We start from the raw sequence: 26,240 nt of genomic DNA, 5'->3' as shown, positions 1-26,240 counted from the left end.
CGTCAAGCCCTCCAGGAGACGTGGTGAGCCACCCCCATCCGGCCCTGCTGATGTTCATCAGCGCCCGGTACGCCGAACAGCGGATCCACGACGCGATCGTCGCCGCCGGGTTCGACGACCTCACTCCGGCGATGGCACGGGTCGCGGCCCGCGTGGCCGAGCAGGGGAGTCGGGTCACCGACCTGGCCGAACAGGCGCGGATCACCAAGCAGAGCGCGAGCGTCCTGGTGGACCAGCTCGCCCGGGCCGGGTACGTCGACCGGGTGCCCGATCCGTCGGATGCCCGGGCCCGTCTCGTGGTCGGTGCGCCGCGCATGGACCAGGCGCAGGAGGTGGCCCGGCGCGAGGAGCGGGCGATCGAGCGGGAATGGACCCGAAAGCTCGGGCCGGACGCGATGGCGGCACTCCGCGAAGCCCTCGAATCGTTGCGCGAGATCACCGACCCCTACCGGTGAGCCGGAATTTCGCCGTACCCCCGAAACGTGGGTAATCTTCTCCGGTTGCCTCGGCGAGGGAGCTCCCGCTTCTGTGACTCCGTGATCGACTGGGCCGGCTCGTAGTACGTCACGACGCCGCGCGCCCTGCCGGTCACCGGGTGAGGGAAGCGCGGCGCTCCTGTTTCCGGGGCTCCCACCGAGACCCAGACGATCCAGGAGATTCCCCATGAGCACCGAGAAGATCAAGGCCGAGATCCGCGCCGAGTTCGGCAAGGGCGCCGCCCGCCGCATCCGTCGCGAGAACAAGATCCCCGCGGTCGTCTACGGCCACGGCAACGAGCCGATCCACGTCACCCTCCCGGGTCACGAGACGATGATGGCGATCCGGCACGGCGGCGCGAACGCGCTCCTCGAGCTCGACATCGACGGCACGATCCAGCTCGCCCTGACCAAGCAGGTCCAGGTCGACCCGGTCCGCCGCGTCCTCGAGCACGTCGACTTCGTCGCCGTCGTCCGTGGTGACAAGGCCACCGTCGACGTCGTGATCCACGTCGTCGGTGAGGCCGAGAAGGACACGCTGGTCGTGACCGAGAACAACACCATCCAGGTCGAGGCCGACGCCACCAACATCCCCGAGTCCATCGAGGTCAACATCGAGGGCGCCGTCGCCGGCACCCAGTTCCTCGCCGGACAGGTCGTCCTGCCGGCCGGTTCGACACTGGTCACCGACCCGGAGACGCTGATCGTCAACGTCACGGGCGCCCAGGACAGCGACACGGGCGACGACGCCGAGGCCGAGGCCGCTGAGGGCGAGGCCGCCCCGGCCGCTGAGGCTGGCGACAGCGAGTGACCTTCGGCCGGCTCAGGTGGTTTCTGGGCCGTCTGATCTCCCCGGCGCGAGCAATCGTGCCGGGGAGTTCTGCCGTTCCCCCCGCGGTCGACACTGCCGCTGAGCCCGACGAGACAGAGGAGACCCCCGTGGACGACGACAACGGTTCCGGTGTGTGGCTCGTCGTCGGCCTCGGCAACCCCGGGTCGTCGTACTCCGGGCATCGGCACAACGTCGGCCACCTCGTGGTCGACGAGCTCGCGCGCCGGATGGGGAGCGGTTTCCGCGCCCACAAGACCGGTCGTGCGGACGTGGTCGAGGGCCGTCTCGGTGCCCCCGGCACGACCGCGCCGCGCGTGGTCCTGGCGAAGGCACGCTCCTACATGAACGACTCGGGCGGCGCGATCAAGGCGCTGGCGACGTTCTACAAGGTGCCGGCCGCCCAGGTGATCGCGATCCACGACGAGCTGGACATCGACTTCGGCACGCTGCGGATCAAGCTCGGTGGCGGCGACAACGGCCACAACGGCCTCAAGTCGATGCGGTCCTCGCTCGGCACCGGCGACTTCTTCCGGGTGCGCGCGGGCATCGGCCGCCCGCCCGGGCGCCAGGACGTCGCCGACTTCGTGCTGTCCAACTACTCCGGTGTCGAGCGCAAGGAGCTGCCGTTCCAGGTCGACTCCGCGGCCGACGCCGTCGAGTCGCTGGTCGCCGACGGCCTCGAGAAGACCCAGCAGCGCTACAACTCCTGACGCACTGAGCGAGTGGTCAGTAGGTGGCCACCTGACAGGTGACGCGTCGCGCCTCGCTAGGGTGCCGGAGTGACCTTCGACCCCGGTGTCCCGCCCGCTGACGTTGTTGCCGATGACCACCAGTTCGCGACCTGGCTGGCTGAAGCCGCCGGTCAGCGGTTGCTGGAGGTGCGCGCCGAAGGCCTCGAGGGCAAGGCCCTCAAGGACGCCGGCGACCAGGCTGCCCACGTGTTGCTGATGGACCTGCTCGCGACGTACCGCCCCGACGACGCCGTCCTGTCGGAGGAGGCGCTCGAGAACGCCGCCGACAAGGACGCCCGGCTGCAGGCCGACAGGGTGTGGATCGTCGACCCGCTCGATGGCACCCGCGAGTTCTCCGAGCCGCCGCGCGACGACTGGGCGGTGCACGTGGCGCTGTGGCAGGCCGGCACGCTGATCGCCGGCGCGGTCGCGCAGCCGGTCCTCGGGGAGACGTTCAACACCGGCACCCCGCCCGTCGTCCCGGGTCTCGACAGGCTCGACCACCGGAAGGGGGAGCGGCCGCGGATCGCCGTCTCACGGACCCGCCCGCCCGCGTTCGTGCAGGCACTGGCCGCCGAGATCGACGCGGAGCTGGTGCCGATGGGCTCGGCCGGCGTGAAGATGATGTCGGTCGTGCGCGATGTCGCCGACGCCTACGTGCACGCAGGCGGCCAGTACGAGTGGGACTCGGCGGCTCCGGTCGCGGTCGCCCGTGCCGCTGGCCTGTTCACCTCGCGGGTCGACGGCAGCGAGCTGGTCTACAACCAGGCGGACGTCTACCTGCCCGACGTCATCGTCTGCCGCCCCGAGCTGTCCGAGCAGATCCTCGCGTTCATCTCCGCGCACGGCACGGACTGACCCGACGACCCGCCATGGTTGAGCAGGACGTCGCGCAGCGGGAGGTGCGGTCGCCGATCGACTGGCCGGCCACCTTTGCCGGCGCGGCCGCGGCGGTCACGGTGGCCGTCCTGCTCTCGACCCTCGGCGCGGCGGGCACGTTGATCGGCGCCGCTCTCGGCAGCGTCGTCGCGACCGTCAGCACCGCGCTCTACAAACAGGGCATCGAGTCCAGCCGGCGTCGCATGGCCGAGGTGCAGGCAGTGGCCCTGCAGAAGGTGAACCTCGCCGACCAGGATCTTCGAAGGGCGGAGCGACGACCCGAGAGCCCGCGGGCCCAGCAGGACGTGGCGCGGGCGCGCGAGCGACTCGACGACGCCAGCCACGCCCTGGAGCCTGATGCTGGTCCGCCGACGGTGGAACGGCCGGCAGTCGAGCGGCCGGCAGTCGAGCGGCCAGCAGTCGAGCGGCCAACGGTGAAGGAGCGCAGTCGCTGGGCAGCGCTGCCGTGGCGACGGATGGCTGTGTTCGCCGTGGTCGTGTTCGTGGTGTCGCTCGCAGCGATCAGCATCGTCGAAGTGCTTGCCGGCAGGAGCGTCTCGACGATCACGGGCGGCACCGATGACGACCGCACCTCCATCACCGGGATCTTCGGCGACCGGACCGACACCGGTGACGAACCGACCGAACGGGTCACGCCCGCGGACCCCACCACGGCTCCGACCGGGAGCGCGTCGACCGAACCGACCCAGGAGACGTCCGCGACCACGACGGACGCGACCGAGCCGACCCCCTCCGGAACCCCGACGGAGACGGTCACCGTGACCGAGACCGCCACGGCGTCGGTCGATCCCGTCGAGCCGACGGTCTCGGTCACGCCCTGACCTGCGACCGAAAACCCGGTTGTGGCGACGAGCCGTCCCGGTGAGAGTGGCCGCATGACGTCGTACATCTCGCACATCACTGTCGACAGCCTCAACGCGTACGAGCTCTCGGAGTGGTGGAAGCCCGTCCTCGGCTACGTCGACGTGGAAGGCGACCCGAACCTGCCGGGACACGTGGAGTGCATGATCCTCGACCCCGTGACGGGCCACCGGGTCCTCTTCCTCCAGGTCCCCGATGCCAAGACCCCGCTGAAGAACCGGGTCCACCTCGACCTGCGGCCCCGCGAGGCCACCCGGGACGAGGAGCTGGCCCGTCTCCTCGAGTACGGCGCCACGCAGGTCGCCGACCATCGCGGCATCCACGGACCGGGGTCCGGCTGGGTGATCCTCGCCGATCCCGAGGGCAACGAGTTCTGCATCCTGCGCTCGATGGCCGAGGTGGAAGCCACCTCGTAGGGGCGAATCCTCAAAAGACTCCGAAGGGCCGGAACTGGACCGAGATCCGCGGTCCGGCCGAGGCCACCTTGGGGACGGCGTGCTCCCAGGTGCGCTGGCAGGACCCGCCCATCACGACCAGGTCGCCGTGGCCCATCTCGACCGCGAAGGCGTCGGTCCGGCGCTCCGGGTCGCGCGGGCGCAGGTGCAGCCGGCGCGGGTCGCCGACCGACACGATCGCGACCATCGTGTCGTGGGTCGAGCCACGACCGATCGTGTCGCCGTGCCACGCGACGCTGTCGCGCCCGTCGCGGTAGTAGCAGCACCCGGCGGTACGGAACGGCTCGCCGAGCTCGTCGCCGTACCGGGCAGAGAGGTCCTCGCGGGCGGCCGTCAGCGCGGGGTGGGGCAGGTCGTCGCCGATCATGTAGGTGTGGACGAGGCGCGGTACGTCGACCACGCGGTCGTACATCGCCCGTCGCTCCGCCCGCCAGGGCACGTCGTTGACGAGTGCCGCGAAGACGTCGTCGGCGTGGGGGAGCCAGTTGCGGGCGACGTCCACCCAGGCGCCGTCGCTGAGCGGGCGACGTTCGATCGAGCCGGTCTGTCCGGGGTCGACCGTCTCGAAGAGAGTGCTCTGGAAGTCCACCGCCATGGTTCGAGAATAGCCCCCGATCGAACAGGTGTTCGTACGACACGGGGTGTCGGTGTCCACCGATCCGATGGTTCGGGCAAAGATTCGGGTGTTCGCGGGACGCGTCCACCGCCCCCTCCTAGTGTCCGAATCGTGTCACCGGTCCAGGGGGGTTGATGAGTCGCATGCTCAAGCACGTCGAGATCCGCGAGTACGTCCGCGAGCTGGTCCGGGGCAGCTCGCCCGGTACTGCGGCGCCTTCGGAACGGGACCTGGTCGACCGGTTCGGCGTCGCCCGGATGACCGTGCGCCAGGCGCTCGACGCCCTGGTGGCCGAGGGCGTCCTGGAGCGGTACCCCGGACGGGGCACCTTCGTCGCCGAGCCGCGCCGGATGCCCACCGGTGTCTCGAGCTTCACCGAGGACATGGCGGCCAAGGGCGTCGTGGCCGAGTCGCGGACCCTCGTTGCCGAGCGGGTCGCACCGAACGCGTCGGTGGCCGGCGCGCTCCGTCTGCGATCCGACGAGATGGTCGTGCACTGGCGGCGGCTCCGCCTCGCCGATGGCCATCCGGTGTGCCTGTCGGACGCCTTCCTGCCGGAGAGCATGGTTCCGGGGCTGCTCGAGAAGCTTCCTCCCAGCCTGTACGTCGACCTGGCCTCTCGTGGGCGCCGTCCCACCTGGGCCGAGGACGACGTCGCCGCGCGCACGGCGTCCGACGTCGAGGCGGGGCTGCTCGAGATCCCCGTCGGCGGCGTGGTCCTGCGGCGTGCCCGGCGTGCCCTGTGGCGTGACGTCCCCGTCGAGGTGTCGCGGACGATCTACCGGGGCGACCAGCACTCGGTCTGCCTGCTCCTGCGCGACTGAGCGGCTGAGGGACCGGGCGACCGGGCGACCGGGCGGACCTGCAGGTCAGCCGGTCAGGCCGCCCAGCGGTGCGACCCGGTGCCCGGTCTCCTCGCAGACCCACTGCGGGTCCGGGCCGCCCAGGTCGGGATCGATGTGCAGCGCGTGGATCGGTCCGTCCTGGCATCCCACGCACACCGGCCACAGGCCTTCACGCGTGCCGCGTCCGAACTGGTCGGCCAGGGCGTCCTGCACGTCCTGCGCGATGAGCCCGCCGATGTACGGCGCTCCGTCGACCCACTGCTCGAGCCACCACCGACGCTCGGAGCAGGCCTCCTCGAGCAGGGTCACCGTGTCCGGCGTCCCGAGGGCGCGTGCCTCCAGGTCGGCGAGCACCTGCGCTCGGGCCACATAGATCACGCTGTCGTCCACACTTCCATTGTGCGGTGGGCCCCAAGTTTTTACCGGGTTCCGGACCCGGCGGGGCATCCGGATGGCTAGCGTCGGAACGTAGCTGCGCCAGGCTCTCGGTGCCCGTCCGCCAGTGCGTCCCTGTTCATCGATCACCGCGCCCCCTGGAGTCCTCATGAGCACCCGGCTTCTGCACATCATCGCGACGCCACGTGGCCTCGCGTCCAACACGGGGCGTGTGTCCAGCGTCCTGATCGAAGAGCTTCACCAGAAGTACGACGACCTGGAGGTCACCACCCTCGACCTGTTCAGCGCCGACCTGCCCGCGGTCGCTGGCGTCAACATCAAGTCGAAGTACGCCCTGATGACGGGACAGCCCGTCGACGAGGCGGCCACCGGGTCCTGGCAGGAGATCGAGCGCACGATCGAGCAGTTCCTGGCAGCCGACCTGTACGTGCTGACGGTGCCGATGTGGAACTTCGGCATTCCGTACGCCCTGAAGTACTACATCGACGCCATCGTGCAACCGGGCTACCTCTTCACCTACAACGAGCTGGGCCAGCCGGTCGGCCTCGTCGAGGGCAAGAAGATGGTCTGCGTGACCTCGCGCGGCGGTGACTACTCCCAGCCGCCCATGTCCAGCCTGGACCAGGTGCAGAGCTACCTGGGCAGCATCTTCGGGTTCGTCGGCATCGGCGACATCGAGTTCTTCCCCGTGCAGCCCTGCGACGTCACGGTCGAGCTGCGCAACGCCGCGGCCAAGGCCGCCATTGCGGACGTCCGGGCCTGGGTCGCCGCCGGCGCCTGGGACGCCCAGCCTGCGGCAGCGCTCACTTCGTAGCGTCGAGGGATTCGATCTCGCGAGCCAGGTTCGTGCGGGCCGCGGTCTCCCAGTGGGCGGCGCCGTACGCCGTGTGGAAGAGCCGCGGCTTGCTCGACAGCGCCCGCAGGACGTCGGCACGACCCTTGTCGAACACCTCGTCGGGGAGATAGGCGTACTCCGTGCGCACGGCTGCGACGTAGGCGTCGTAGCGCTCCACCGGCGCGGCGAGGATCGCCAGGTCCGCATCCGAGAGGGCCGCCCCGTTGGCGTCGCCCTCCTCGGGGCGGTGGTGCTCGGTCAGCCGGACCAGCCGGGCCACCTCGGCCACCGTGGCGTCGTCGACGAAGGCGGGGAGCGCCTCCTCCGCCCAGCTCGCCGACCTCTCCTCGGCGTCCCGCTCGCCGTCGTACACCGCGTCGTGGAACCACGCGGCCAGCAGGACCGGCGTGCGGTCGTACGGCGTCCCCTGCTCGCTCAGGGTGCCGAGGTGCGCGAGCACCTCGCTGAGGTGCCGGGTGCCGTGGTGCCCGCGATGCGGGTCGGCGTACGCGGCGAGGATCTCCGCGCGCAGCGAGTCGGCACCGGACAGGGGCCAGGGCAGGTCGGGATGGTCGTCCTCCATCGGGACATTCAACCCGCATGCCCCAGCCCCTGTCACGGGTGGGCGGTTGTTGCTGGGCCTAGTCGCCCTTCACGTTCACGATCTGCCGCAGCGTGTGGCGGATCTCGACCAGGTCGGCGGCGTCCGCCATCACCTGGTCGATGTCCTTGTACGCCGCCGGGATCTCGTCGATGAACGCCTCGGTGTCGCGGTACTCGATGCCGACCATCGCCTCCTGGAGCTGCTCACGCGTGAACGTGCGCCGGGCCCGCGACCGCGAGTACTCCCGCCCCGCGCCGTGCGGTGCGGAGTTGAGCGCCACCTTGTTGCCGAGCCCGCTGACGACGTACGACGCCGTCCCCATCGAGCCCGGGATCAGGCCCGGCCGCCCGAGCTCGGCGTTGATCGCGCCCTTGCGGGAGAGCCACACCTGCTTGTTGAAGTGGGTCTCCTGCTCGGTGTAGTTGTGATGGCAGTTGATCTCCTCGCACCGCTCCACGTCGTCGACCGAGGTCACGTCGTTGGTCGAGCCTGTCGAGACCCACTCGGCGAACTGACGCACGACCCGGTCCATCATCTCCTCGCGGTTGAGCAGCGCGTAGAGCTGCGCCCACCGCATCTCGCGGATGTAGGCCCAGAACTCGTCGGTGCCCTCGGCCAGGTAGGCGAGGTCCTTGTCGGGCAGGGTGATCCACCACTTCTCGCACAGGTCGCGAGCGACCTTGATGTGCTTCTGGGCGATCTTGTTGCCGACTCCCCGCGAACCCGAGTGCAGGAACAGCCAGACCCGCTGCTCCTCGTCGACGGTGACCTCGATGAAGTGGTTGCCGGACCCGAGCGTGCCCAGCTGCAGCTCCCACCGGCTCGCGTAGCGGCCGGGCTCGAAGCCGGCTTCACTCGCGGCGGCACCGAGCTGCTCGAGCCGCTGCTCGGTGTGGGGTCGGCTGACCGTGCGGTTGGCGGCGCCGGCCGAGAGCGGGATCGCCCGCTCGATGGCCTCGCGCAGCGGACGCCGATCGGCGGGCAGCTGGTCCGCGGTGAACTGGGTGCGCACGGCGATCATGCCGCAACCGATGTCGACGCCGACGGCGGCCGGGATGATGGCGCCGAGGGTCGGAATGACCGAACCCACCGTCGCTCCCAGGCCCAGGTGGGCGTCGGGCATCAGCGCGAGGTGCGGGTGGATGAACGGCATCCGTGCCGTCGTCACCGCCTGGTCGCGCGTGCCCTGCTCGAGGATCGAAGCCCAGTTGATGAGCTTCGGCGTGATCTTCTCCATCGTGGTTTCCTCTGGTCTGCCTTTCTGGTTCTCGGGTGGCTCGCGGTTGCGGGCCGACCGACCACGCTAGGTCCGCGGAAATGGCTTGCACACGGCATTTAGCAACGCGTACGGCAGGATGGTGGCCGTGAGTGCAGAAGAAGCGCGGGCCGAGCTCCACCGTCTCCGGTCGAGCATCGACAACCTCGATGCCGCCCTCGTGCACCTGCTCGCCGAGCGGTTCAAGTGCACCGAGCAGGTCGGCCAGCTGAAGGCGAAGGCCGGCATGCCGCCCGCGGACCCGGCGCGCGAATCGGTGCAGATCGCACGGCTGCGGTCGATGGCGGAGAGCTCGGGCCTCGACCCCCACTTCGCCGAGAAGATCCTCAACGTGATCATCGCCGAGGTCATCCGCAACCACGAGCAGTTCGCCGAGGACGCCGACGCCTGAGGCTCACTGGGCCTCGTCGAGCACCCCACGGATCCACTCGGGCGTCGTTGCGAACGATGACGGATGCTGCGCATCGATGATGAGTACGTCGTACTCCTTCGCGACCAGGGCGAGGACGTCGGCTGCCGGGCGCTGCTGCACGTCGACGGCCCTTCCCTCGTAGAAGGCGACGAGCCGGGTGGAGTCGGTGAAGGCCAGGGCCACGCGTTCGCCGCGCCCGTTGCGGATGTGGGTCGGGGCGTTGCCGTCGCCGTCGGGGTCGATCACGACGAGCAGGTCGGCCTTGACGAGGAGGCGCAGCACGTTGTCGTAGGTCTCGTCGCCCTGGGCGGCCTGGTACGCGTCCATGGCGGGCTGCACGTCGGGGGCGGCGGTCACCACGTTCGTCGTGATGACCGCCTGTCGGGCAGGTGCGCGCGACCGTCCACCAACCCTCCACAGGCTGCCTGGTCGCCCGGGCTCTCCACAGAGGTGGCGGGGCGACGGCCCCTCTGTCCGACCTGACTGCGAACGTCCCTGCTCCGACACCGGGAGCAGGAGGAGCAGATGACAGATCGGTACGACGTCAGGGAGGCCCGCGAGGCCTGGCAGCGGCTGTTGTGGCGCGCCACGGAGTCGAAGCGGTTGCCGACCGCGGAGTCCGACCGGCTGGCGCTGTGGTCGGTGTCGGTCGTCGATCCCGCGGGGGAGCGGATCCTGCTCGAGGCGCTCGCCAGTGCCTGGTCCCAGGGCTGGCAACCGGCCGAGCTGGTGCACGTGATGGCGCACAAGGCCGACCGGATCGCGGCGCGACTCGTTGATCTCACGATCGTCGCCGACCACGATCGCCGCACGTCCCAGGTGATCGATCCGCGCTGGCAGGCCCAGATCGACGGACTCGAGGGCCGCAGCGAATCGACCCGTCATGACTGGTTGCGGCAGTGGCGACGACGCGAAGGAATGGATCGGCGGCGGTGCTACGACGCGGTCGGGGCTGCCTGGCGAGTCCTCTCCCGGTTGCCGCGACTTCCCCTGCTCATCCCGCCGCCCGGGGTCGATCCGTCGGTGGTCACGGTGGGCGCCCCCGCCCTCGCTGCGGCCGCGGACCCCCTGCTCGAACGGATTCGCAAGCTCCTGGCCAAGGCGGAGTCGACCGCCTTCGAGGCCGAAGCAGAGCTGCTGACGGCCAAGGCCCAGGAGCTGATGGCCAGGCACGCCGTGGATCGTGCCCGGCTCGAGCGTGGTCCGGCCGGAGACGAGCCGTGCATGACACGGGTGCTGCTGGAAGCGCCGTACGTCGCGGTGAAAGGGGTCCTGCTGGCTGCCGTTGCCGAGGCCAACAGGTGCCGGGCGATCGGGATCAACGGCCTCGACCTGAGCGTGGTCGTCGGTCACGCCGACGACCTGGCTGCCGTCGAGGTCCTGTTCACCTCGCTGCTCGTGCAGGCAGGCAACGCGCTCGCCGAGGCCGCCCGCAGCGCCGCCGCGGGAGACCGGTCCCGGACCTCTGCCTTCCGGCGCTCCTTCCATCTCGGCTTCGCGTCGAGGATCGGGGAGCGTCTGGCCACGGCGAACGACGCTGTCCTCGCTGAGGCCGGGGCGGTCGCGTCGCTCCCTGTGCTCCGGAGCCGGTCGCGGGCAGTCGATGACGCCGTGGAGCGCCTGTTCGGGGGTCGCGTGACCGAGAGCAGGATCGGCGGCCGTCACGACGCCTGGGGTGCGGCGCAAGGACGATCGGCCGCGGACCTCGCCCGGCTCAACGCTGGCGAGCTCACTGCATGAGGAGGCACCATGGAACCCATGACCACGCCCACCCTGGGACCCGGTCACACCCGGGACGACTACTACGCGCTGCCCGCCGACGGACTGCGTTACGAGCTGCTCGAGGGTGAGATCAGCGTGGTCCCCTCGCCGTCCTTTGACCACCAGCGGATGTCGGGTGAGCTCCATTTCGCCCTGCGGTCGGTGTGTCCCGACGGCCTGGTCGTCGTTGCCGCGCCCTTCGATGTCGAGCTCGAGCTCACCTCCGTCGTCCAACCCGACCTGATCGTGGTGGGACGCCACGTGCCAGAGCAGCGCGGCCTGAAGGCGCCGCCACTGCTCGCCGTCGAGATCCTCTCGCCGAGCCGACGTGGTCGCGACCAGGTGCGCAAGAAGCGGCTCTACGAACGCGCTGGAGTGCCGTCGTACTGGATCCTCGATCCGGAGGTTCCGAGCCTGACGGCATGGGAGCTGCGCGACGGGCGCTACGAGGTCGTGGCGCTGGTCTCCGGCGACGAGGAGTGGATGGCCAGCGCGCCGTTCGACGTCCGGATCGTGCCCGCGGAGTTGTACGCCTGAAAGTTCCCGGGTTCGCCCTCCGCGAACAGCGGAACAGCGCCAACCCGGAATGCATTGGAAGGTGCATGACGAACCCCTTGCAGCTTCCGGTGCTGTTCCTCTCCGACGTCGTGGTGCTTCCCGGGATGGTCGTCCGGGTCGAGCTCGACGAGCCCGCTCGTGCCGCCATCGATGCAGCTCAGCTCGCTGCCCGTGAATCGGGCGAGCCCGCCCAGGTCCTGGTCGCCCCGCGCCTCGAGGACCGCTACGCGTCGTACGGCGTCGTGGCGAGCATCGAGAAGGTCGGCCGGTTCTCCGGCGGTGAACCCGCGGCGGTGCTCAAGGCCGGCGGCCGGGCCCGGATCGGCAGCGGCGTGACCGGCCCCGGCGCGGCCCTGTGGGTCGAGGTCGAGACCGTTGACGGCGGGACCGTCGATGACGAGGTCCGGGCGCTGGCCGAGGAGTACAAGCAGCTCGTCGTCGGTCTCCTGCACCGCCGCGAGGCGTGGCAGGTGGCCGACAACGTCACCCGGATCGAGGACCCGGCGACGCTCGCCGACACCGCCGGGTACGCGCCGTACCTCAGTGACGACCGCAAGCGGCAGCTGCTCGAGACCCCCGCGGTCGCCGAGCGCCTACGCCTGCTCGTCGACTGGACCCGTGACTTCGTCACCGAGTCCGAGGTCAGCGAGAAGATCGAGTCGGACGTGCGGGAGTCGTTGGAGAAGTCGCAGCGGGACTACCTGCTGCGCCAGCAGCTCGCCGCGATCCGCAAGGAGCTCGGTGAGGGCGAGGCGGACACCGACGACCACCGCGGCCGGGTCGAGGCCGCCGACGTACCCGACCACGTGCGCGAAGCGCTGCTGCGCGAGGTCGACAAGCTCGAGCGTGCCAGCGATCAGAACCCCGAGGCCGGCTGGATCCGCACCTGGCTCGACACCGTGCTCGACCTGCCCTGGTCGGTGCGGACCGAGGACGACACGGACGTCCGTGCCGCTCGTGCGGTGCTCGATGCCGACCACCACGGGCTGGAGGAGGTCAAGGACCGCATCACGGAGTACCTCGCCGTGCGCGCCCGCCGTGAGGAGCGTGGCCTCGACGTCGTCGGTGGCCGGGGTTCCGGTGCCGTCATCCTGCTCGCCGGCCCTCCGGGAGTCGGCAAGACGTCGCTCGGCGAGTCCGTCGCGCGCGCCCTCGGCCGCAACTTCGTCCGGGTCGCCCTCGGCGGAGTCCGCGACGAGGCGGAGATCCGTGGCCACCGGCGTACGTACGTCGGCGCCCTCCCGGGCCGCGTCGTACGGGCCATCAAGGAGGCGGGTTCGATGAACCCGGTCGTGCTGCTCGACGAGATCGACAAGGTGGGCTCCGACTACCGGGGAGACCCGGCGGCGGCGCTGCTCGAGGTCCTCGACCCCGCGCAGAACCACACCTTCCGCGACCACTACCTCGAGCTCGACCTCGATCTGTCCAACGTGCTGTTCATCGCGACCGCCAACGACATCGGCCAGATCCCGGCGGCCCTGCTGGACCGGATGGAGCTGGTGACCCTCGACGGCTACACCGAGGACGACAAGGTGGCCATCGCACGGGACTTCCTGGTGCCGCGGCAGCTCGAGCGCGCCGCGCTCGGCGCCGACGAGGTGACGATCAGCGACGAGGCACTGCGCGAGATCGCGTCCAACTACACCCGCGAGGCCGGTGTGCGCCAGGTGGAGCGGCTGCTCGCCAAGGCGTTCCGCAAGGCCACCGCGCGTCTCGCGTCCGGCGAGGTGGACCGCGTCGACATCGGTCTCGACCAGCTCAAGGACCTGATCGGCCGACCCCGCTTCACGCCGGACGTCCAGGAGCGGACCTCGGTCCCCGGCGTCGCGACCGGCCTCGCCGTGACCGGCATGGGTGGTGACGTGCTGTACGTCGAGACGTCGGTCGCCGAGGGCGAAACGGGCCTGACCGTCACCGGTCAGCTGGGCGACGTCATGAAGGAGTCGGCCAGGATCGCGCTCTCGTGGGTGCGTTCGCACGCCACCGAGCTCGGCATCCCGGCCTCCGCCTTCGAGCGGTCGATCCACGTGCACTTCCCCGCGGGTGCGATCCCCAAGGACGGTCCGTCCGCGGGCGTCACGATGGTGACGGCACTGGTGTCGCTGCTGACCGGGCGGCCCGTGCGGTCCGACGTCGCGATGACCGGCGAGGTCACGTTGTCGGGTCGGGTGCTCCCGATCGGCGGGGTGAAGCAGAAGCTGCTCGCAGCGCAGCGGGCCGGCGTCACCGACGTGTTCATCCCCGAACGCAACCGGGCCGACCTGGACGACGTACCGGCGGAGATCCTGGAGCAGCTGACCGTCCACCCCGTCGGTCACGTGACCGAGATCCTGGCGCTCGCCCTGGTCGTGGCGGAGGAGGAGCAGGCGGTCAGCGCGGCCTGATCAGACCTGGTCTGCGGAAGCGTCCAGGTCGTCGGCATCGACGATCCGGTAGGCGTACCCCTGCTCGGCGAGGAAACGCTGGCGGTTCTGGGCGAAGTCGGCGTCGACGGTGTCGCGGGAGACGATCGTGTAGAACCGCGCGATCTTCCGCTCACCGTCGGGGCCGGGTTCGCCGGGACGCAGCAGGCGACCGAGGCGCTGGGCCTCCTCCTGGCGTGACCCGAACGATCCGGACACCTGGATGGCGACCTCGGCGCTGGGCAGGTCGATCGAGAAGTTGGCGACCTTCGACACGACCAGCAGCCCGACCTCACCGGTGCGGAACGCCTCGAAGAGGCGTTGGCGTTCCTTGACCGGGGTCGCGCCGGTGATCACCGGGGCGTCGAGTGCGGTCGACAGCTCCTCGATCTGGTCGAGGTACTGACCGATCACGAGGGTCGGTTGATGGACGTGGCGGGCGACCAGGTCGCGCACGACGCGGATCTTCTCCGGCGTGCACGCAGCGAGGCGGTAGCGCTCCTCCGCCTCGGAGGTGGCGTAGACCATCCGGGCGGAGTCGGTCAGGCTGACCCGCACCTCGATGCAGTCGGCCGGAGCGATCCAGCCCTGCGCCTCGATGTCCTTCCACGGGGCGTCGTACCGCTTCGGGCCGATCAGCGAGAACACGTCACCCTCGCGACCGTCCTCGCGGACCAGGGTCGCCGTCAGCCCGATCCGGCGCCGCGCCTGCAGGTTCGCTGTCATCCGGAAGATCGGCGCGGGCAGCAGGTGCACCTCGTCGTACACGATCAGGCCCCAGTCACGGGCGTCGAACAGCTCGAGGTGCGGGTACACGCCCTTCCGCTTGGTCGTGATGACCTGGTACGTCGCGATGGTGACGGGGCGGATCTCCTTGACGGTGCCGGAGTACTCGCCGATCTCGTCCGCAGTCAGCGACGTGCGCTTGATCAGCTCGTCCTTCCACTGCCGGGCGCTGACCGTGTTCGTGACCAGGATGAGCGTGGTCGCCTGCGCGTGCGCCATGGCTGCTGCACCGACGATGGTCTTGCCCGCCCCGCACGGGAGTACGACGACCCCGGAGCCGCCGTTCCAGAACGACTCGGCAGCCTCGCGCTGGTAGGTGCGCAGCTCCCAGCCGTCCTCGGCGAGGTCGATCGCGTGGGCCTCGCCGTCGACGTACCCGGCGTAGTCCTCGGCCGGCCAGCCCAGCTTGAGCAGCGCCTGCTTGAGGTTGCCGCGCTCGGACGGGTGCACGGCGACCGAGTCGGGGTCGAGGCGTTCGCCGAGCATGCCCGCGATCTTCTTGGCGCGCAGCACCTCCTCGAGCACAGGCCGGTCGGTCGACGTCAGCACGAGTCCGTGCACGGGGTGCTTCTCGAGTCGCAGCCGGCCGTAGCGGGCCATCGTCTCGGCGACATCGACGAGCAGGGCGTGCGGGACCGAGTAGCGGGAGTACGTGAGCAGCGTGTCGACGACCTGCTCGGCGTCGTGACCTGCGGCCCGCGCGTTCCACAGCCCCAGGGGCGTGAGCCGGTAGGTGTGGATGTGTTCGGGGGAGCGCTCCAGCTCCGCAAAGGGAGCGATCGCCTTGCGGCACTCGGCCGCCTGCGGATGGTCGACCTCCAGCAGCAGGGACTTGTCCGACTGCACGATCAACGGTCCGTCACTCACCGCACGAGTCTAGGTGACGGGAACGACCCGGCTGATCCGGTGCACGGCGTAGGTCCGCTCGGCGTCAGGGTCATCGGCGTCCGCGTCCTGGTCACGCGCGGTCAGCCGCCCGCCCTCGACGGTGATCGGTGCGACGGCCCGCTCGCTCACGACGCCCTGGTTGTCGGTGAACCCGATGAGTACGACGCCGCGCCGCTCGATCGCCTCACGCAGGGCCGAGAGCACACCGCCCCCGGGAGCCGACGCGGACGCCGGCCGGTTGCGGGCCTCCGCATCGCCCTCGCGCAGGCTGAGGACCGCCCCGACCACATGGGCCGACTGGCGGGCAGCGGCCCGGGCCGGGTCGGCCCCGTCGCGGGTCCGCGGCGACCGTGCCCGCAGCGGCTCGTTCACGCCGACGCGGACCACACCGTCGGGTCCCTCGACGACTGGCGCGACACCCAGGTCCCGCAGCCGGGGGAGCAGGACGTCGATCGGCACGCTGGAGACGACCACGGTCGGTGCGATCCGCTGGAGTCCCAGGCCGACCGCACGCGGGTGGCCGAGCAGACCGGCGAGGGCCGCCTCGTCCTCGGACCGGATGAAGGCGGAGGCGACTCCGACGCGCAGTCGGCCGAAGCTGCGCACCACGTCGTCGATCAGGTAGCTCAGCGGCTGCGGCACGGGTGTCCGGGACGCCGCCAGCAGGAAGGCATGGAGCTCGGCGGCGGTCCACCCCACGTCGAGCCCGCGACGAACGGAGTCCGGGGTGAACCGGTAGACGGTCGCCGCTCCGTGGGACTCGATGTCCGCCACCTGGTTGAGCCGGCGGGCGAGGTCGGGTTCGAGGGGCCCGGGGGCCACGGCGGTCAGGTCCGCCTGGATCAGGACGTGGTCGACGGGTGGGGGCAGCAGCGCGGCCAGAGCCGGGGCCGGGTCGTCGCCAGCGACCAGTGCGCGCCCGAACGGTGAGAGCACGTCGGCGCCGGTGATCCCGATGACCGCGGCCTCCGCGACCGCCCACGCGACCAGGTCCGGTCGGGTACGGGGTCGCCGCGGGCGCTCCCATGCAAGATGTGCGACCAGCGAGGGCAGCCCCGTGCCGGCGGCCAGGCCGTGCCCCTCGGGGAGGCCGGCCAGCGCCGCCAGAGCCATCCCCTTGGCTTCGGGCATGCCGGAGGCCGAGAGCTCGGGAGTCAGTGCGTTCCAGGGCTTCTGGTCCGGACCACGTTCGCCGACGAGCGACGGCAACCGCGCGCTGGCCAGCCAGGCGCGGGCGAGCACCGACCACTTCTCGGCGGTCGGGAGCTCGAGCCAGACGTCGAACTGCTCGGTCGGCACCCACACGGGATTGCCGTCGGAGTCGGCGCGGTTGCCGAGCAGCCCGGCCTCGGCCGCCACCTCCACGAGCAGCGCGGCGACCACATCGGAGACCTGGAGGTACGTCGCTGTCGCCTTCAGCTCCCGGACGCCGAGCCCGGTGGTGCGCAGGGCAGCCGCGGGTCGTACGCCCCACCACTCGAGCAGCGTCTCGGTCCGTCGTACGACGTCCGTGGCGGCGCCGACGGCGGCGCCCTGGGCCAGGCGCGGGGACCGGGCCTCGGCCGCGACGGGGGGACGCTCGTCGATCGGGGCGGTCGTCGTACGTCCGCCTCGCAGCGCGAGGCCGACCTCCCCGGGCGCCATCAGCAGGCCGGGTTGCAGCGATCCGCCGGGCAGCAGCAGCCGGTGCGCGATCAGGAGCTCCGCGGGGGTCTCGGCGTCCTCGGGACGCAGGCCGATGCGGGCGGTTCCGGGCTTGGCAGTCCCACCGTTGGCCACGACGTGGTCGAGCAGCGCGCGCGCCTCGGTCGGTAGCGCCGCGATGACGGCTTCCAGGTCGACGGGGTCACGCCGAGCGGGCGAGCGAGGACGCAGTCCGCTCATTCCGGCCTCGCCGCCGCCGAGCATGGCATCGGCGACACCGGTGAGTGCGCGCAGTCCCTCGGGCGACTCCCAGGCCAGGGCAAGGTCGACGAGTCGGGCTGCCGTCGCGGCCACGTACGGCGGGTCGGCCCACACGATCGAGATCAGTTCGGATTCGGTGGTTTGACCGGCCACCACGAGGGCATCAAGCACGGAGAGTTCGCCCCGGGTGAGGCCATCGAGCGTTCGCGCAATCGAGTTCCTCACCGCGGCGCGCGAGGCGAGTTGACCGAAGTCGTGAGGGGCAGGGGTGGCAAGGTCGGGACGTGCTGCGAGCAGGCGTTGGAGCCGCTCGTCGGGCCACGACCGCAATTGGTCGGCCAACGACCGGTGCCCCTCAGGTCCTGGTCCCACGCCGCCCAAACTACCGACACCGGACCGGCTCGCATGACGGGGCGCATCATCGGCGTCAGCCAGGTCGAGCTGCACCACGGCTCGGCCACCGACGTCGGGCTCGTCCGCTCGGCCAATGAGGACGCCTATCTGGCCAACCCTCCGGTCTTCGTCGTCGCCGACGGGATGGGCGGCCACGACCGTGGCGACGTGGCCAGCGGCATCGTCATCGAGGAGTTCGCACGCCTCGCGGCCGACGGGTACGACGCAGCGCGCGGCGCCGAGGCGATCGCCTCCACCCTGCAGGCGGTGCAGGACCGGATCCTTGCCTACGACGCCGAGCAGCGCGCCAACGGTGCGCCGGCGTCGTTCTCCGCCGGCACGACCGCCGTCGTGGCGTTGCTGGTCGACTCCGACGACGGGCCGCGGTGGTTGCTGGCCAACGTCGGCGACTCGCGGATCTACCGGCACACCGACGGCGTCCTCGAGCAGGTCAGCGTCGATCACAGCCTGGTCCAAGAGATGGTCGACGCCGGCCAGATCAGTGCCGCCGCGGCAGCCGTGCACCCGAGCCGCAACGTGATCACCCGGGCGCTCGGCGGATCGGCCCTGCCCGGCAGCGTGAGCGGGGAGGCGGACTTCTTCCTGATGCCGCTGGCGGCAGCGGAGCGGTTGCTGCTGTGCTCGGACGGGGTCAGCGGAATGGTCAGCGACGAGCAGATCGGGTCGATCCTGGGTGGCTGCGAGGACCCCCGGGATGCCGCCGAACAGCTCGTCGCCGCTGCTCTGAGTGCGGGCGGGCACGACAACGCCACCGCAGTCGTCGTGGATGTGGTGGGATTGACCCACACAGATCCGTACGACTCCGATGCGCAGCGGGTGAGTCTGGAGCAGAAGTTGGGAGCTCTCCCATGAGCGAGATCGCCACGGGCGCCACCGGTGCCTGGTCCTACCGCGCTGGATCCTGGTTCGCGGTGTTCGGAAGCAAGGTCACGATCCTGCTGCCGGAGTCGCAGAGGGAACAGGTTGTCGCCCTCTGGTCGCTGGTCGACAGCGGCGCCGGTTTCGACGAGGTTCTCGACGGTCTGCTCGCCTCGGGCCTGAGCAGGATCCCGGGTTTCGTCCTGGTGAGCACCGACGACGGCCCCACCCGGATCCTGCTGCGCGGCCAGGGCGTCACGGCAGCACTCACCGGTGCGGGCGAGGACGTCGCGCTGGACGGCGCTGCGAGCCACACCTGGGTCGAGCGTGCCGTGGAGGGCGTCACCGCGCTGACCGTGACGGTGCCCGATGACGCGATGGCCCACGACGCACCCGCCGCCGACTTCCCGATCCTGGGCGGACTCGTCCGGGTCAGCCGCATCGACCGGCCGGCCGTGCTGGCTTCTCCGACCACGGGTGCGATGACCGACGCGGGTGATGACGTCGCGATGGTCGCCGCCGTGGACGAGCACATCGACGATGCCCCCGTCGAGACGGTCGAGGAGATGGCCGAAGAAGACATGGTGGCCGAGGGCGGTCCGGTCGACGGCGCCTCGGCCGACGGCGCCTCGGCCGACGGCGCCATGCTGGCCGGTGGCCTGGTCGCCGGCGGCCTCGCGGCCGGCGGTCTTGCTGCCGGGGTCGACGCGCCCTGGGAGCCCCCGCCGCCGCCGTCCTTCGGTGGCGCGCACCTGGCCCCCGAACCGGAGACCACGATGGAACCGGCCGACGTCGAGGTCGAGGTCGCCTCGTCCGAGGGCGACGCCCTGGACGAGTCCGTGGTCGACGGCGCGACGGACGACGACGCCGTGGGCGAGTCGATGACGGAGACCCCCGTCGAGGACGACGTCCAGGCCGAGGCCTCGCCGTTCGACGAGGGTCCGGCCACCGAGGTCATGGACCCGGTGCTCGGTGACCCGCTCACCGACCCGCTGGACGACCCGCTGGGCGAGGTCCCTCCGGCCACGGAGGTGCCGACGGAAGCGCCGGCGGACGACGCGGCCGCGCCCGAGCATGCTGCGCCGGCCGGCTGGGTCACCCCCTGGGACAACCCTGCCCCCACCGACGTCCCCGCCGACGTCCCCGCCGACGTCCCTGCCGCTCCGGCAGCGAGCGAGCCCGATCCGCTTGCCGAGCCCGACACTCCGGCGGTTCCGCCGCCGCCGTTCCCGCCGCTGGGTGGGGCCACCGAGGTCGCCCCCGCCGGCTGGACGCCGCCCCCGCCGCCCATGGATTCCCCGGTCGCTGATGCTCCGCCGCTCCCGATCGGTTCGTGGGAACCCGTCGGTGGTGCCGTGCCTCCGCCGCCCGGCTTCCCGCTCGAGCACGACGGACTGACCATCGCGGGTGGCGGCGAGCCGCCGGTGCCTCCGGCCGGCATCCCGGGGCAGCCGCAGGCTCCGGCGATCACCCCTCCGGTCGCGAAGCTCCTCATCTCCGACGGCCAGACCATCGTCGTGGACCGCGCGGTCCTCATCGGCCGCGCCCCGGAGGCCCGCCGATTCACCTCGACCGAGCAGCCGACCCTGATCACGGTCCCGAGCCGGCTGCACGAGATCTCCTCGACCCATGTGGAGGTCCGTCCCGGCACCGGTGCCGACCACGGCACCGCCGTCGTGACCGACATGGGCTCGACCAACGGCACCGTCCTGGTGCAGCCGGGGCTGGGGCCGGAGGACCTCAAGCCCGGCATCGCTGTCCAGCTGATTCCCGGCGCCATCATCAACCTGGGCGATGGAGTCACCATCCAGGTCACCCGGCCCTGACGGGCCACCGCTACTCGGAGCGCATTCATGTCCCTCGTCCCGCCCACGGCGGAGCCGGTGATGTTTCCACCGGCCGAGCTCGACCGACGCTTCTCGGCGTTCGTGCTCGATCGTGCGATCGGGTGGGGGATCGCGGCCGGGATCGGCGTCGCGGTCTGGCGCTTCGCGGCGCGTGATGACGTGTGGATCGCCCTGGCGTCGTTCGTCGGGGCGGTGGTCCTGATCGGCCTGGTGACCGCGGTGGTGGTCGGTACGACCGGGCTGACGCCGGGCAAGGCCCTGGTCGGGCTTCGCGTCGTACGACGGACCACGGGGCGCCCGATCGGTGTGCTGGCCGCGACCGGGCGTTCACTGGCGCTCGGCGTCGCTGGCATCCCGACCGTGGGCATGGGCCTGGCCACGCTGGCGTGGACAGCGGCGGCGGATCCCACCAGGCAGCGTCGCGCCCTGCACGACCAGATCGGTGACGCCGTCGTGGTCGACGTCCGTCCGATGCCGGTCGCGGCCGACGAGGTCGATGACCGCCCGCAGCAGATCGTGAACCTCACGGCGATGCGGCTGGTGCCGGTCCCGGCGCCCGAGTCGATCCCGGTGCCGACCCCGATTCCCACCCCGGCGGCTGCGCCCGCGCCCGTACCGGCTCCCGCTCCGATCACACCGGCTCCTGCTCCGGCACCCGTCGTGCGTCAGGCCCCGGCTCCGCCCCCGGCCCCCGCACGGCCGCCCGTCGTGGCCGCGCCGGATCCCGGAGCACATCGCGCCGCACCCGCGGCTGCGCCGCCGCCCGCGCAGCCGGTCCGGAAGGCCCCCGCGCCGGCACTGGCCGCTCCTGCTCCTGCCGCACCCCCGTCGGTGCGGTGGAAGGTGTCGTTCGACTCGGGGGAGGCGTTCGTGGTCGAGGGCCTCGCACTCGTCGGCCGCCGACCCGAGCCACGCCCGGGCGAGCCGGTGCGCCACGTCGTACCCCTGCGCTCCTCGGACATGTCGCTGTCCAAGACCCACGCGCAGTTCCAGGTCGCGCCCGACGGTGCCCTGGTCGTGATGGACCGTGGCTCGACCAACGGGTCCTTCGTGGTCCGCGGGGGCATGTCGAAGTCACTCACGCCCGGGCGTCCGAGCACCCTGCTCGCCGGTGATGTCGTCCGGTTCGGTGACCGGATGATGCGCGTCGAACGCGCGAGCTGAGCCAAGTCGGCGAGCTACAGCGCCGCCCACTCCCGCCGGAGCAGGCCGTAGACGGCCGTGTCGCCCCAGGTGCCGTCGCGGTCGGCGAAGTCCTCGCGGGTGTGCGCCTCGTGGAGCATCCCCAACCGCTCGCACAGCGCGGCGGAGGCCGTGTTGCGTGGGTCGAGCTGGGCCATCACGCGGTGCAGCGGGTAGTGCCCGAACGCGAGGTCGATGAGGGCGCGAGCGGCCTCCGTGGCGAACCCGCGGCGGGCGTGCTCCGGGGCGAAGACCCAGCCGAGCTCACCGATCGACGGGGCGTCGCCCGGTCCGTGGCTGGCGCCGAAGCGGAGCATCAGGTCGCCGATGAGCACTCCGTCGAGCTCGACGGCCAGCGCCAGGAACTCCCCGACGGCCGAGGGTGCGGTCGCCGCCACCAGGCGATCCATCCGCTTCGTCAGGCCTTCGTCGTCGAGCGCCGGGAACGGCAGGTAGCGGGTCACCTCGGGGTCGGCGCAGTAGGACCCGATCGCCTCCCGGTCGTCGGCGACCACCGTGCGCAGCACGAGACGCTCGGTCCGCAACGGCAGCGGAGGGGGCAGAAGTTGCGGCGGTGACGGTTCGCTTCCCACGTCCGCGAGGGTACGACGTCGGTCCCGATCACCCACGACCACTAACATGTGCCCTCGCGAGCCGTCAGGCCCGCGGGAACTGTGTGATCAGCGAGGAAGGTCGAGACCGTGCCGAGTGGCAAGGTGAAGTGGTACGACACGGAGAAGGGCTTCGGCTTCCTCTCCCAGGACGGCGGCGCGGACGTCTACGTGCGCTCCGACGCGCTGCCCGAGGGCGTCACCACCCTCAAGGCGGGCACCAAGGTCGAGTTCGGGATCGCCCAGGGTCGTCGCGGCGACCAGGCGCTCCAGGTCAAGCTCATCGACGCGCCTGCCTCGGTCTCCCGCAACCAGCAGAACGCCCGCCGCAAGTCGCCGGAGGACATGGTCCTGATCGTCGAGGACCTGATCCGCCTGCTTGACGGCGTCGGCGAGGCCTACCGCCACGGTCGCCACCCCGATCGTCGCGCGGCCCAGCCGGTCGCGAAGGTGCTCCGCGCGCTGGCTGACGAACTGGAGCTCTGACCCACTAAGCGGCAGGGAGCGGCGGGCCCTGCCTGCTGCTCCGCTTGTGCGGCGCGCTGCGCAGCACGAAGACCGCCCAGGCGGTCACCAGCACCGCGGCGAAGGCCAGCCCGAAGTCGTTGACTGCGGGGTAGGACAGGATCACGCCGAGGAAGCCGCCGACCACCCACGCCAGCTGCAGCGTGGTGTCGCCCTTGGCGAAGGCGCTCGCGTGGGCACTCGCGGGGACGCCGGTCTGGATGGTGGAGTCCAGCGAGACCTTGGCGAGGTACTGCATCAGGCCGACCGTCAGGCCGAGGACGATCAGCGGTAGCGGGCTGTAGACGATCGTCGCGAACACCAGGGCGACGATGTCGGCGAGCAGCGCGACGACCACCATCACGACCGGGTTGATCTTGCGTGCGAGCGAGGCCACGAAGATGCCGATCGTGTTGCCCAGGCCGGCACCTCCGATGACCAGGCCCAGCAGCACGGTCGACTTGGTCGTGCTCTCCCAGCCGTCCAGGGGCTCCGTGGTCAGCACGAAGGTCATGAACATGGTGAGGAAGCCGGACAGCAGACGAGGTCCGCAGTTGGCGCGCAGGGCGAAGGCAACCTTCGGCGGCAGTCCGGTCGTACGACGTGCCCCGGTCACGGAGTCACGGGGGGCCTCGACGGACTCCTCGCCGGTGGAGGAGTCGACCTGGCCCGGCAGCAGGATCGCGGCGACCGTGCCCACGGCGAACACGACGAAGGCGTAGCGGCAGGCCCACTCGGGACCGATCCAGTACGCCGCGCCCGCGAGCGGGGCCGACACGCACGCGCCCACCACGCCGGCGAGGGCCACGCGGCCGTTCGCCTTCACGAGGGTGATCTCGTGGGGGAGCAGTCGGGGTACGGCGGACGCCTTGGCGACGCCGTACGCCTTCGACGACACCAGCACGCCCAGCGCGGCGACGTAGAACCACGGTGAGCCGTCGGTCAGCGTCCCGGCCAGCACCCAGCACAGGAACGCGCGCAGGGCGAAGGTGGCGCCGATGGCCCAGCGTCGCCCGTGGCTGAAGCGGTCGAGGAACGGCCCGATCAGCGGGGCGACGATGGCGAACGGCACCATGGTCAGACCCAGGAACAACAGGACCGGTCCCCGTTCGCCGCTGGTGGCTCCAGCGAAGAAGACGGTGCCGGCCAGGGCGATGGCGAAGGCGGAGTCACCGGCGGCGTTGAAGGCGTGCAGCTCGATCAGGCGCTTCAGCCCGGAGCGTTCCGCGCCCTGGGCGCCCGCGGCCTTCCTTGCCTGCAGGAAGGTTGCGCGACTGGCGCGCCCGGTCACCGCCGCGGTGGCCTTGAGGCCGCGAGCCGTGGCCTTCGCCCCGGTCCCGAGGCCTGCCCCGACGGCGCGCATGGACCCCGTTTCGCTCATCTCGGCGTCCGACACCGCACCCGTTCCGTCGCGCGGCGGCGGCGGTGGTGGTGGCGGTGGCGGAGGCGGATGGCTCACGGTGTCCATCTTGCCTGTTGCTGGCGAACCCACACCCCCCGACTTCCCGCCGCGGCCCCCGACGTGACGAGGATCGCCCGAATGAGGGATGCTGTGCCTCGTGTCCACACTCGAGCGCAAGTTGACTGACGCCGTCGCGGCCGACGCCGTTGATGAAGCGCGCACCGCGCTGCTCCACGAGGTCGACGCCGCTGACGTGGGCGACCACCTCGGCCACCAGGTCGACGGCCTGCGGGTCGTCACCCACCTCTTCGGGTGCAACCGCAAGGGCTACCACGGCTGGCAGTGGGCGGTGACCCTCACGCGGGCGTCCCGCCAGCGCAAGGTGACCGTGGTGGAGGTCGTGCTGCTGCCCGGCGCCGAAGCGATCATCGCTCCCGCCTGGGTGCCCTACCGCGACCGCCTGCAGCCCGGCGACCTCTCGCCCGGCGACCTGCTTCCCGTCTCCGACGAGGACCCGCGCCTCGTGCCGACGTACTCCTTCGGCGACGACCCGCTCGACACCGACGAGAAGGCCCAGATCCGCGAGGTGGCCAAGGACCTCGGCCTCGGGCGGGTCCGCGTGCTCTCCCCGGAGGGCCGCGACATCGCCGCCGAGCGCTGGTACGACGGCGACTCCGGCCCGGAGGCGCCGATCGCGAAGTCGGCCCCGCACCAGTGCTACTCCTGCGGGTTCCTGGTCCGCCTCGCCGGCCCGCTGTCCGAGATGTTCGGCGTCTGCGCCAACGGCGACGCCAACGACGACGCCCGCGTGGTGGCCTTCCAGCACGGTTGTGGCGCCCACTCCGAGGTCCGCCTCAGCAAGCGGCAGCAGTCGCAGCCCCCGGCCCCGCCGGTGGTCGACACCATCGGCACCGAGGACCTCGAGACGTTCTAGGCGCGAGACGCGTCTCACGCCAGGCTGAGCAGCCAGACGGCGTACTCGTCGTCGACCGGTCGCAGGTCGTACCCACCGAAGCGGTGGTCGATCCGCAGGCCCGCTGACGTGGCGTCGGCGATGAACTCCTCGGGGGAGTAGGGCCGCGCCGTGCTCGGCCCGCCCCGGAGGTGGAAGCCCGCGAGGATCCGCCCACCCGGTGCGAGGAGGTCGCGCAGGCGCTGGAGGACGGCCACCTCGGTGCCGTCGGCGACGAACGTGAGGACGTTCCCGACGCAGACCACGAGGTCGAAGGAGTCCGGACCACCCGCTGCGGCGACGGCCTCCGGAGTGAGCGCCAGGATCTCGAGCGGTACGACGACCAGCTCGGGATGGAGGTCGTGCGACTGCGCCACCAGCGCCGGGTCGGGCTCGGCTGCCAGGACCTGGTGGCCGCGGGCCTGGAGGTATCCGCCCACTCGTCCGATGCCGGAGCCGGCGTCGAGGACGCGGGCGCCCCGGTCGAGGAGCGTGTCGGCCAGACGAGCCTCGCCGTCGATGTCCTTGCCCTGGCTGATCAGCTCAGCGAAGCGGACGCCGTAGCCGCTGTTCTTCGCCCCGCCGAGGGCCCACCGGGTCGGAGGGAGCTCACTCGCCATCGGACGCGCGTTCGGTGCGGATGACGCGCCGACGCTTGCAGTACTCGGTCCCGAGGAGGCCGAGGCCGACGCCGGTGAGGCACATCCACAGCAGCCAGGTCTGGCCCTCCTCCTCGAGGCGGCCCCAGAACGGCAGCAGTCCGAGGAAGGCCAGCAGGAAGAGCCCGGTGCCGACCTGGACGGTCCGCACCCCGTCGACGTCGAGGGGTTCGACGGGAGCGATCAGGTAGGTGCGGTTGCCGATCTCGTGCTGGGTCGGCTGGTCGTCTCGGAGCTCCACGGTTCGATCGTACGCCGCCGCGGCGGTGCGC

The 26,240-nt window shown here is 71.3% G+C and carries 28 protein-coding genes; 17 read left to right on the top strand and 11 right to left on the bottom strand.

Features of this window, described 5'->3' with window-relative positions; genetic code table 11:
• The first annotated feature begins 23 nt into the window (after positions 1-23).
• The 6 genes from ASD84_RS07825 (at position 24) to ASD84_RS07800 (ending at position 4,216) form a co-directional block, all read left to right on the top strand.
• Positions 24-455 carry a MarR family winged helix-turn-helix transcriptional regulator gene (locus ASD84_RS07825; protein WP_235531021.1) on the top strand — a complete coding sequence of 144 codons (432 nt, stop codon included), beginning with the start codon at positions 24-26 and terminating at the stop codon, positions 453-455.
• A gap of 208 nt (positions 456-663) precedes the next feature.
• Positions 664-1,287 carry a 50S ribosomal protein L25/general stress protein Ctc gene (locus tag ASD84_RS07820; protein ID WP_056708708.1) on the top strand — a complete coding sequence of 208 codons (624 nt, stop codon included), beginning with the start codon at positions 664-666 and terminating at the stop codon, positions 1,285-1,287.
• 128 nt (positions 1,288-1,415) lie between these two features.
• Positions 1,416-2,018, top strand: a complete 603-nt coding sequence (gene pth / locus ASD84_RS07815; protein ID WP_056708704.1) for an aminoacyl-tRNA hydrolase — start codon at positions 1,416-1,418, stop codon at positions 2,016-2,018.
• Between the two features lie 69 nt (positions 2,019-2,087).
• Positions 2,088-2,897, top strand: a complete 810-nt coding sequence (locus ASD84_RS07810; RefSeq protein ID WP_056708699.1) for a 3'(2'),5'-bisphosphate nucleotidase CysQ — start codon at positions 2,088-2,090, stop codon at positions 2,895-2,897.
• Between the two features lie 14 nt (positions 2,898-2,911).
• A complete protein-coding gene (locus tag ASD84_RS07805; RefSeq protein WP_056708696.1) occupies positions 2,912-3,760 on the top strand; it encodes a hypothetical protein in 849 nt (282 codons plus the stop codon).
• Between the two features lie 54 nt (positions 3,761-3,814).
• Complete coding sequence (locus ASD84_RS07800; RefSeq protein WP_056708694.1) at positions 3,815-4,216, top strand: VOC family protein; 402 nt, start codon at positions 3,815-3,817, stop codon at positions 4,214-4,216.
• A 10-nt stretch (positions 4,217-4,226) separates the two neighbouring features.
• Here ASD84_RS07800 and ASD84_RS07795 read toward each other — a convergent pair whose 3' ends face one another.
• A complete protein-coding gene (locus ASD84_RS07795) occupies positions 4,227-4,850 on the bottom strand; it encodes an alpha-ketoglutarate-dependent dioxygenase AlkB (protein ID WP_056708692.1) in 624 nt (207 codons plus the stop codon).
• A 155-nt stretch (positions 4,851-5,005) separates the two neighbouring features.
• Here ASD84_RS07795 and ASD84_RS07790 point away from each other — a divergent pair, with 155 nt between their 5' ends.
• A complete protein-coding gene (locus ASD84_RS07790) occupies positions 5,006-5,695 on the top strand; it encodes a GntR family transcriptional regulator (RefSeq protein ID WP_056708690.1) in 690 nt (229 codons plus the stop codon).
• A 45-nt stretch (positions 5,696-5,740) separates the two neighbouring features.
• Here the strand turns inward: ASD84_RS07790 and ASD84_RS07785 are convergent, their stop codons facing one another.
• Positions 5,741-6,106, bottom strand: coding sequence for a hypothetical protein (locus ASD84_RS07785; RefSeq protein ID WP_056708687.1), 366 nt, complete (start codon positions 6,104-6,106; stop codon positions 5,741-5,743).
• 154 nt (positions 6,107-6,260) lie between these two features.
• On the opposite strand from ASD84_RS07785, the gene ASD84_RS07780 reads away from it, so the two are divergent.
• Positions 6,261-6,926: an FMN-dependent NADH-azoreductase gene (locus ASD84_RS07780; RefSeq protein WP_056708684.1), complete on the top strand. Its 666-nt coding sequence runs from the start codon at positions 6,261-6,263 to the stop codon at positions 6,924-6,926.
• Here ASD84_RS07780 and ASD84_RS07775 read toward each other — a convergent pair.
• Positions 6,916-7,530, bottom strand: a complete 615-nt coding sequence (locus ASD84_RS07775) for a hypothetical protein (protein ID WP_056708682.1) — start codon at positions 7,528-7,530, stop codon at positions 6,916-6,918. The two genes, ASD84_RS07780 and ASD84_RS07775, sit on opposite strands and share 11 nt — an antisense overlap.
• A 58-nt stretch (positions 7,531-7,588) precedes the next feature.
• Positions 7,589-8,788, bottom strand: coding sequence for an RtcB family protein (locus ASD84_RS07770; RefSeq protein ID WP_056708680.1), 1,200 nt, complete (start codon positions 8,786-8,788; stop codon positions 7,589-7,591).
• 127 nt (positions 8,789-8,915) lie between these two features.
• Here ASD84_RS07770 and ASD84_RS07765 point away from each other — a divergent pair, with 127 nt between their 5' ends.
• Positions 8,916-9,218, top strand: a complete 303-nt coding sequence (locus ASD84_RS07765; protein ID WP_235531020.1) for a chorismate mutase — start codon at positions 8,916-8,918, stop codon at positions 9,216-9,218.
• 3 nt (positions 9,219-9,221) lie between these two features.
• On the opposite strand, the gene ASD84_RS25310 is transcribed toward ASD84_RS07765, so the two are convergent.
• Positions 9,222-9,596: an SseB family protein gene (locus tag ASD84_RS25310; RefSeq protein WP_056708674.1), complete on the bottom strand. Its 375-nt coding sequence runs from the start codon at positions 9,594-9,596 to the stop codon at positions 9,222-9,224.
• A 168-nt stretch (positions 9,597-9,764) separates the two neighbouring features.
• On the opposite strand from ASD84_RS25310, the gene ASD84_RS07755 reads away from it, so the two are divergent.
• The 3 genes from ASD84_RS07755 to lon all read left to right on the top strand — a co-directional run bounded on the left by ASD84_RS07755 (position 9,765) and on the right by lon (position 13,942).
• Entirely contained in the window at positions 9,765-10,979 is a 1,215-nt protein-coding gene (locus ASD84_RS07755; protein ID WP_056708671.1) for a DUF2786 domain-containing protein, read from the top strand.
• Between the two features lie 18 nt (positions 10,980-10,997).
• Complete coding sequence (locus ASD84_RS07750; RefSeq protein WP_162251501.1) at positions 10,998-11,537, top strand: Uma2 family endonuclease; 540 nt, start codon at positions 10,998-11,000, stop codon at positions 11,535-11,537.
• A gap of 65 nt (positions 11,538-11,602) precedes the next feature.
• The gene (gene lon, locus ASD84_RS07745; protein WP_056708667.1) at positions 11,603-13,942 is read left to right on the top strand and encodes an endopeptidase La; all 2,340 of its coding nucleotides are present in this window, start codon (positions 11,603-11,605) and stop codon (positions 13,940-13,942) included.
• Here lon and ASD84_RS07740 read toward each other — a convergent pair whose 3' ends face one another.
• A complete protein-coding gene (locus ASD84_RS07740; RefSeq protein WP_056708664.1) occupies positions 13,943-15,613 on the bottom strand; it encodes a DNA repair helicase XPB in 1,671 nt (556 codons plus the stop codon).
• Positions 15,614-15,622: 9 nt separating this feature from the next.
• Positions 15,623-17,710 carry a helicase-associated domain-containing protein gene (locus tag ASD84_RS07735; protein WP_235531019.1) on the bottom strand — a complete coding sequence of 696 codons (2,088 nt, stop codon included), beginning with the start codon at positions 17,708-17,710 and terminating at the stop codon, positions 15,623-15,625.
• A gap of 234 nt (positions 17,711-17,944) precedes the next feature.
• On the opposite strand from ASD84_RS07735, the gene ASD84_RS07730 reads away from it, so the two are divergent.
• From ASD84_RS07730 to ASD84_RS07720, 3 genes are read left to right on the top strand one after another with little or no spacing between them, the layout of a single operon-like run.
• Positions 17,945-18,805: a PP2C family protein-serine/threonine phosphatase gene (locus ASD84_RS07730; RefSeq protein ID WP_056708660.1), complete on the top strand. Its 861-nt coding sequence runs from the start codon at positions 17,945-17,947 to the stop codon at positions 18,803-18,805.
• On the top strand, positions 18,802-20,637 hold the full coding sequence (locus ASD84_RS07725; protein WP_056708657.1) for a hypothetical protein: 1,836 nt from the start codon (positions 18,802-18,804) through the stop codon (positions 20,635-20,637). The genes ASD84_RS07730 and ASD84_RS07725 overlap by 4 nt, the downstream gene beginning before the upstream one ends.
• Before the next feature lie 27 nt (positions 20,638-20,664).
• Positions 20,665-21,822, top strand: a complete 1,158-nt coding sequence (locus ASD84_RS07720; protein WP_056708654.1) for an RDD family protein — start codon at positions 20,665-20,667, stop codon at positions 21,820-21,822.
• A gap of 14 nt (positions 21,823-21,836) precedes the next feature.
• On the opposite strand, the gene ASD84_RS07715 is transcribed toward ASD84_RS07720, so the two are convergent.
• The gene (locus tag ASD84_RS07715; protein ID WP_200954461.1) at positions 21,837-22,433 is read right to left on the bottom strand and encodes a GNAT family N-acetyltransferase; all 597 of its coding nucleotides are present in this window, start codon (positions 22,431-22,433) and stop codon (positions 21,837-21,839) included.
• Between the two features lie 108 nt (positions 22,434-22,541).
• Here ASD84_RS07715 and ASD84_RS07710 point away from each other — a divergent pair, with 108 nt between their 5' ends.
• A complete protein-coding gene (locus ASD84_RS07710) occupies positions 22,542-22,937 on the top strand; it encodes a cold-shock protein (RefSeq protein ID WP_056708651.1) in 396 nt (131 codons plus the stop codon).
• A 4-nt stretch (positions 22,938-22,941) separates the two neighbouring features.
• On the opposite strand, the gene ASD84_RS07705 is transcribed toward ASD84_RS07710, so the two are convergent.
• Positions 22,942-24,423, bottom strand: coding sequence for an MFS transporter (locus ASD84_RS07705; protein WP_414858589.1), 1,482 nt, complete (start codon positions 24,421-24,423; stop codon positions 22,942-22,944).
• Between the two features lie 91 nt (positions 24,424-24,514).
• Between ASD84_RS07705 and ASD84_RS07700 the strand changes: the two genes are divergently transcribed.
• The gene (locus ASD84_RS07700; protein ID WP_235531017.1) at positions 24,515-25,291 is read left to right on the top strand and encodes a DUF3027 domain-containing protein; all 777 of its coding nucleotides are present in this window, start codon (positions 24,515-24,517) and stop codon (positions 25,289-25,291) included.
• 14 nt (positions 25,292-25,305) lie between these two features.
• Here the strand turns inward: ASD84_RS07700 and ASD84_RS07695 are convergent, their stop codons facing one another.
• Positions 25,306-25,929 (bottom strand): class I SAM-dependent methyltransferase, encoded by a 624-nt coding sequence (locus tag ASD84_RS07695; RefSeq protein WP_056708641.1) that lies wholly within the window; start codon positions 25,927-25,929, stop codon positions 25,306-25,308.
• Positions 25,919-26,209, bottom strand: coding sequence for a DUF2530 domain-containing protein (locus ASD84_RS07690; protein ID WP_235531016.1), 291 nt, complete (start codon positions 26,207-26,209; stop codon positions 25,919-25,921). The genes ASD84_RS07695 and ASD84_RS07690 overlap by 11 nt, the downstream gene beginning before the upstream one ends.
• Positions 26,210-26,240: the final 31 nt, after the last annotated feature.

The organism is Nocardioides sp. Root682 (assembly GCF_001427795.1).
Taxonomy (GTDB): Bacteria; Actinomycetota; Actinomycetes; order Propionibacteriales; family Nocardioidaceae; genus Nocardioides.
The sequence above is the reverse complement of the archived record's forward strand: the minus strand, read 5'-3'. Positions and strand labels throughout refer to the sequence as shown.

Excerpts from the sequence above, each read along its gene's own strand:
- ASD84_RS07820 (WP_056708708.1), top strand. The coding sequence starts at position 664 with ATGAGCACCGAGAAGATCAAGGCCGAGATCCGCGCCGAGTTCGGCAAG.
- ASD84_RS07805 (WP_056708696.1), top strand. The coding sequence starts at position 2,912 with ATGGTTGAGCAGGACGTCGCGCAGCGGGAGGTGCGGTCGCCGATCGAC.
- ASD84_RS07800 (WP_056708694.1), top strand. The coding sequence starts at position 3,815 with ATGACGTCGTACATCTCGCACATCACTGTCGACAGCCTCAACGCGTAC.
- ASD84_RS07795 (WP_056708692.1), bottom strand. The coding sequence starts at position 4,850 with ATGGCGGTGGACTTCCAGAGCACTCTCTTCGAGACGGTCGACCCCGGA.
- ASD84_RS07790 (WP_056708690.1), top strand. The coding sequence starts at position 5,006 with ATGAGTCGCATGCTCAAGCACGTCGAGATCCGCGAGTACGTCCGCGAG.
- ASD84_RS07780 (WP_056708684.1), top strand. The coding sequence starts at position 6,261 with ATGAGCACCCGGCTTCTGCACATCATCGCGACGCCACGTGGCCTCGCG.
- ASD84_RS07775 (WP_056708682.1), bottom strand. The coding sequence starts at position 7,530 with ATGGAGGACGACCATCCCGACCTGCCCTGGCCCCTGTCCGGTGCCGAC.
- ASD84_RS07770 (WP_056708680.1), bottom strand. The coding sequence starts at position 8,788 with ATGGAGAAGATCACGCCGAAGCTCATCAACTGGGCTTCGATCCTCGAG.
- ASD84_RS07755 (WP_056708671.1), top strand. The coding sequence starts at position 9,765 with ATGACAGATCGGTACGACGTCAGGGAGGCCCGCGAGGCCTGGCAGCGG.
- ASD84_RS07750 (WP_162251501.1), top strand. The coding sequence starts at position 10,998 with ATGACCACGCCCACCCTGGGACCCGGTCACACCCGGGACGACTACTAC.
- lon (WP_056708667.1), top strand. The coding sequence starts at position 11,603 with ATGACGAACCCCTTGCAGCTTCCGGTGCTGTTCCTCTCCGACGTCGTG.
- ASD84_RS07730 (WP_056708660.1), top strand. The coding sequence starts at position 17,945 with ATGACGGGGCGCATCATCGGCGTCAGCCAGGTCGAGCTGCACCACGGC.
- ASD84_RS07725 (WP_056708657.1), top strand. The coding sequence starts at position 18,802 with ATGAGCGAGATCGCCACGGGCGCCACCGGTGCCTGGTCCTACCGCGCT.
- ASD84_RS07720 (WP_056708654.1), top strand. The coding sequence starts at position 20,665 with ATGTCCCTCGTCCCGCCCACGGCGGAGCCGGTGATGTTTCCACCGGCC.
- ASD84_RS07705 (WP_414858589.1), bottom strand. The coding sequence starts at position 24,423 with ATGGACACCGTGAGCCATCCGCCTCCGCCACCGCCACCACCACCGCCG.
- ASD84_RS07695 (WP_056708641.1), bottom strand. The coding sequence starts at position 25,929 with ATGGCGAGTGAGCTCCCTCCGACCCGGTGGGCCCTCGGCGGGGCGAAG.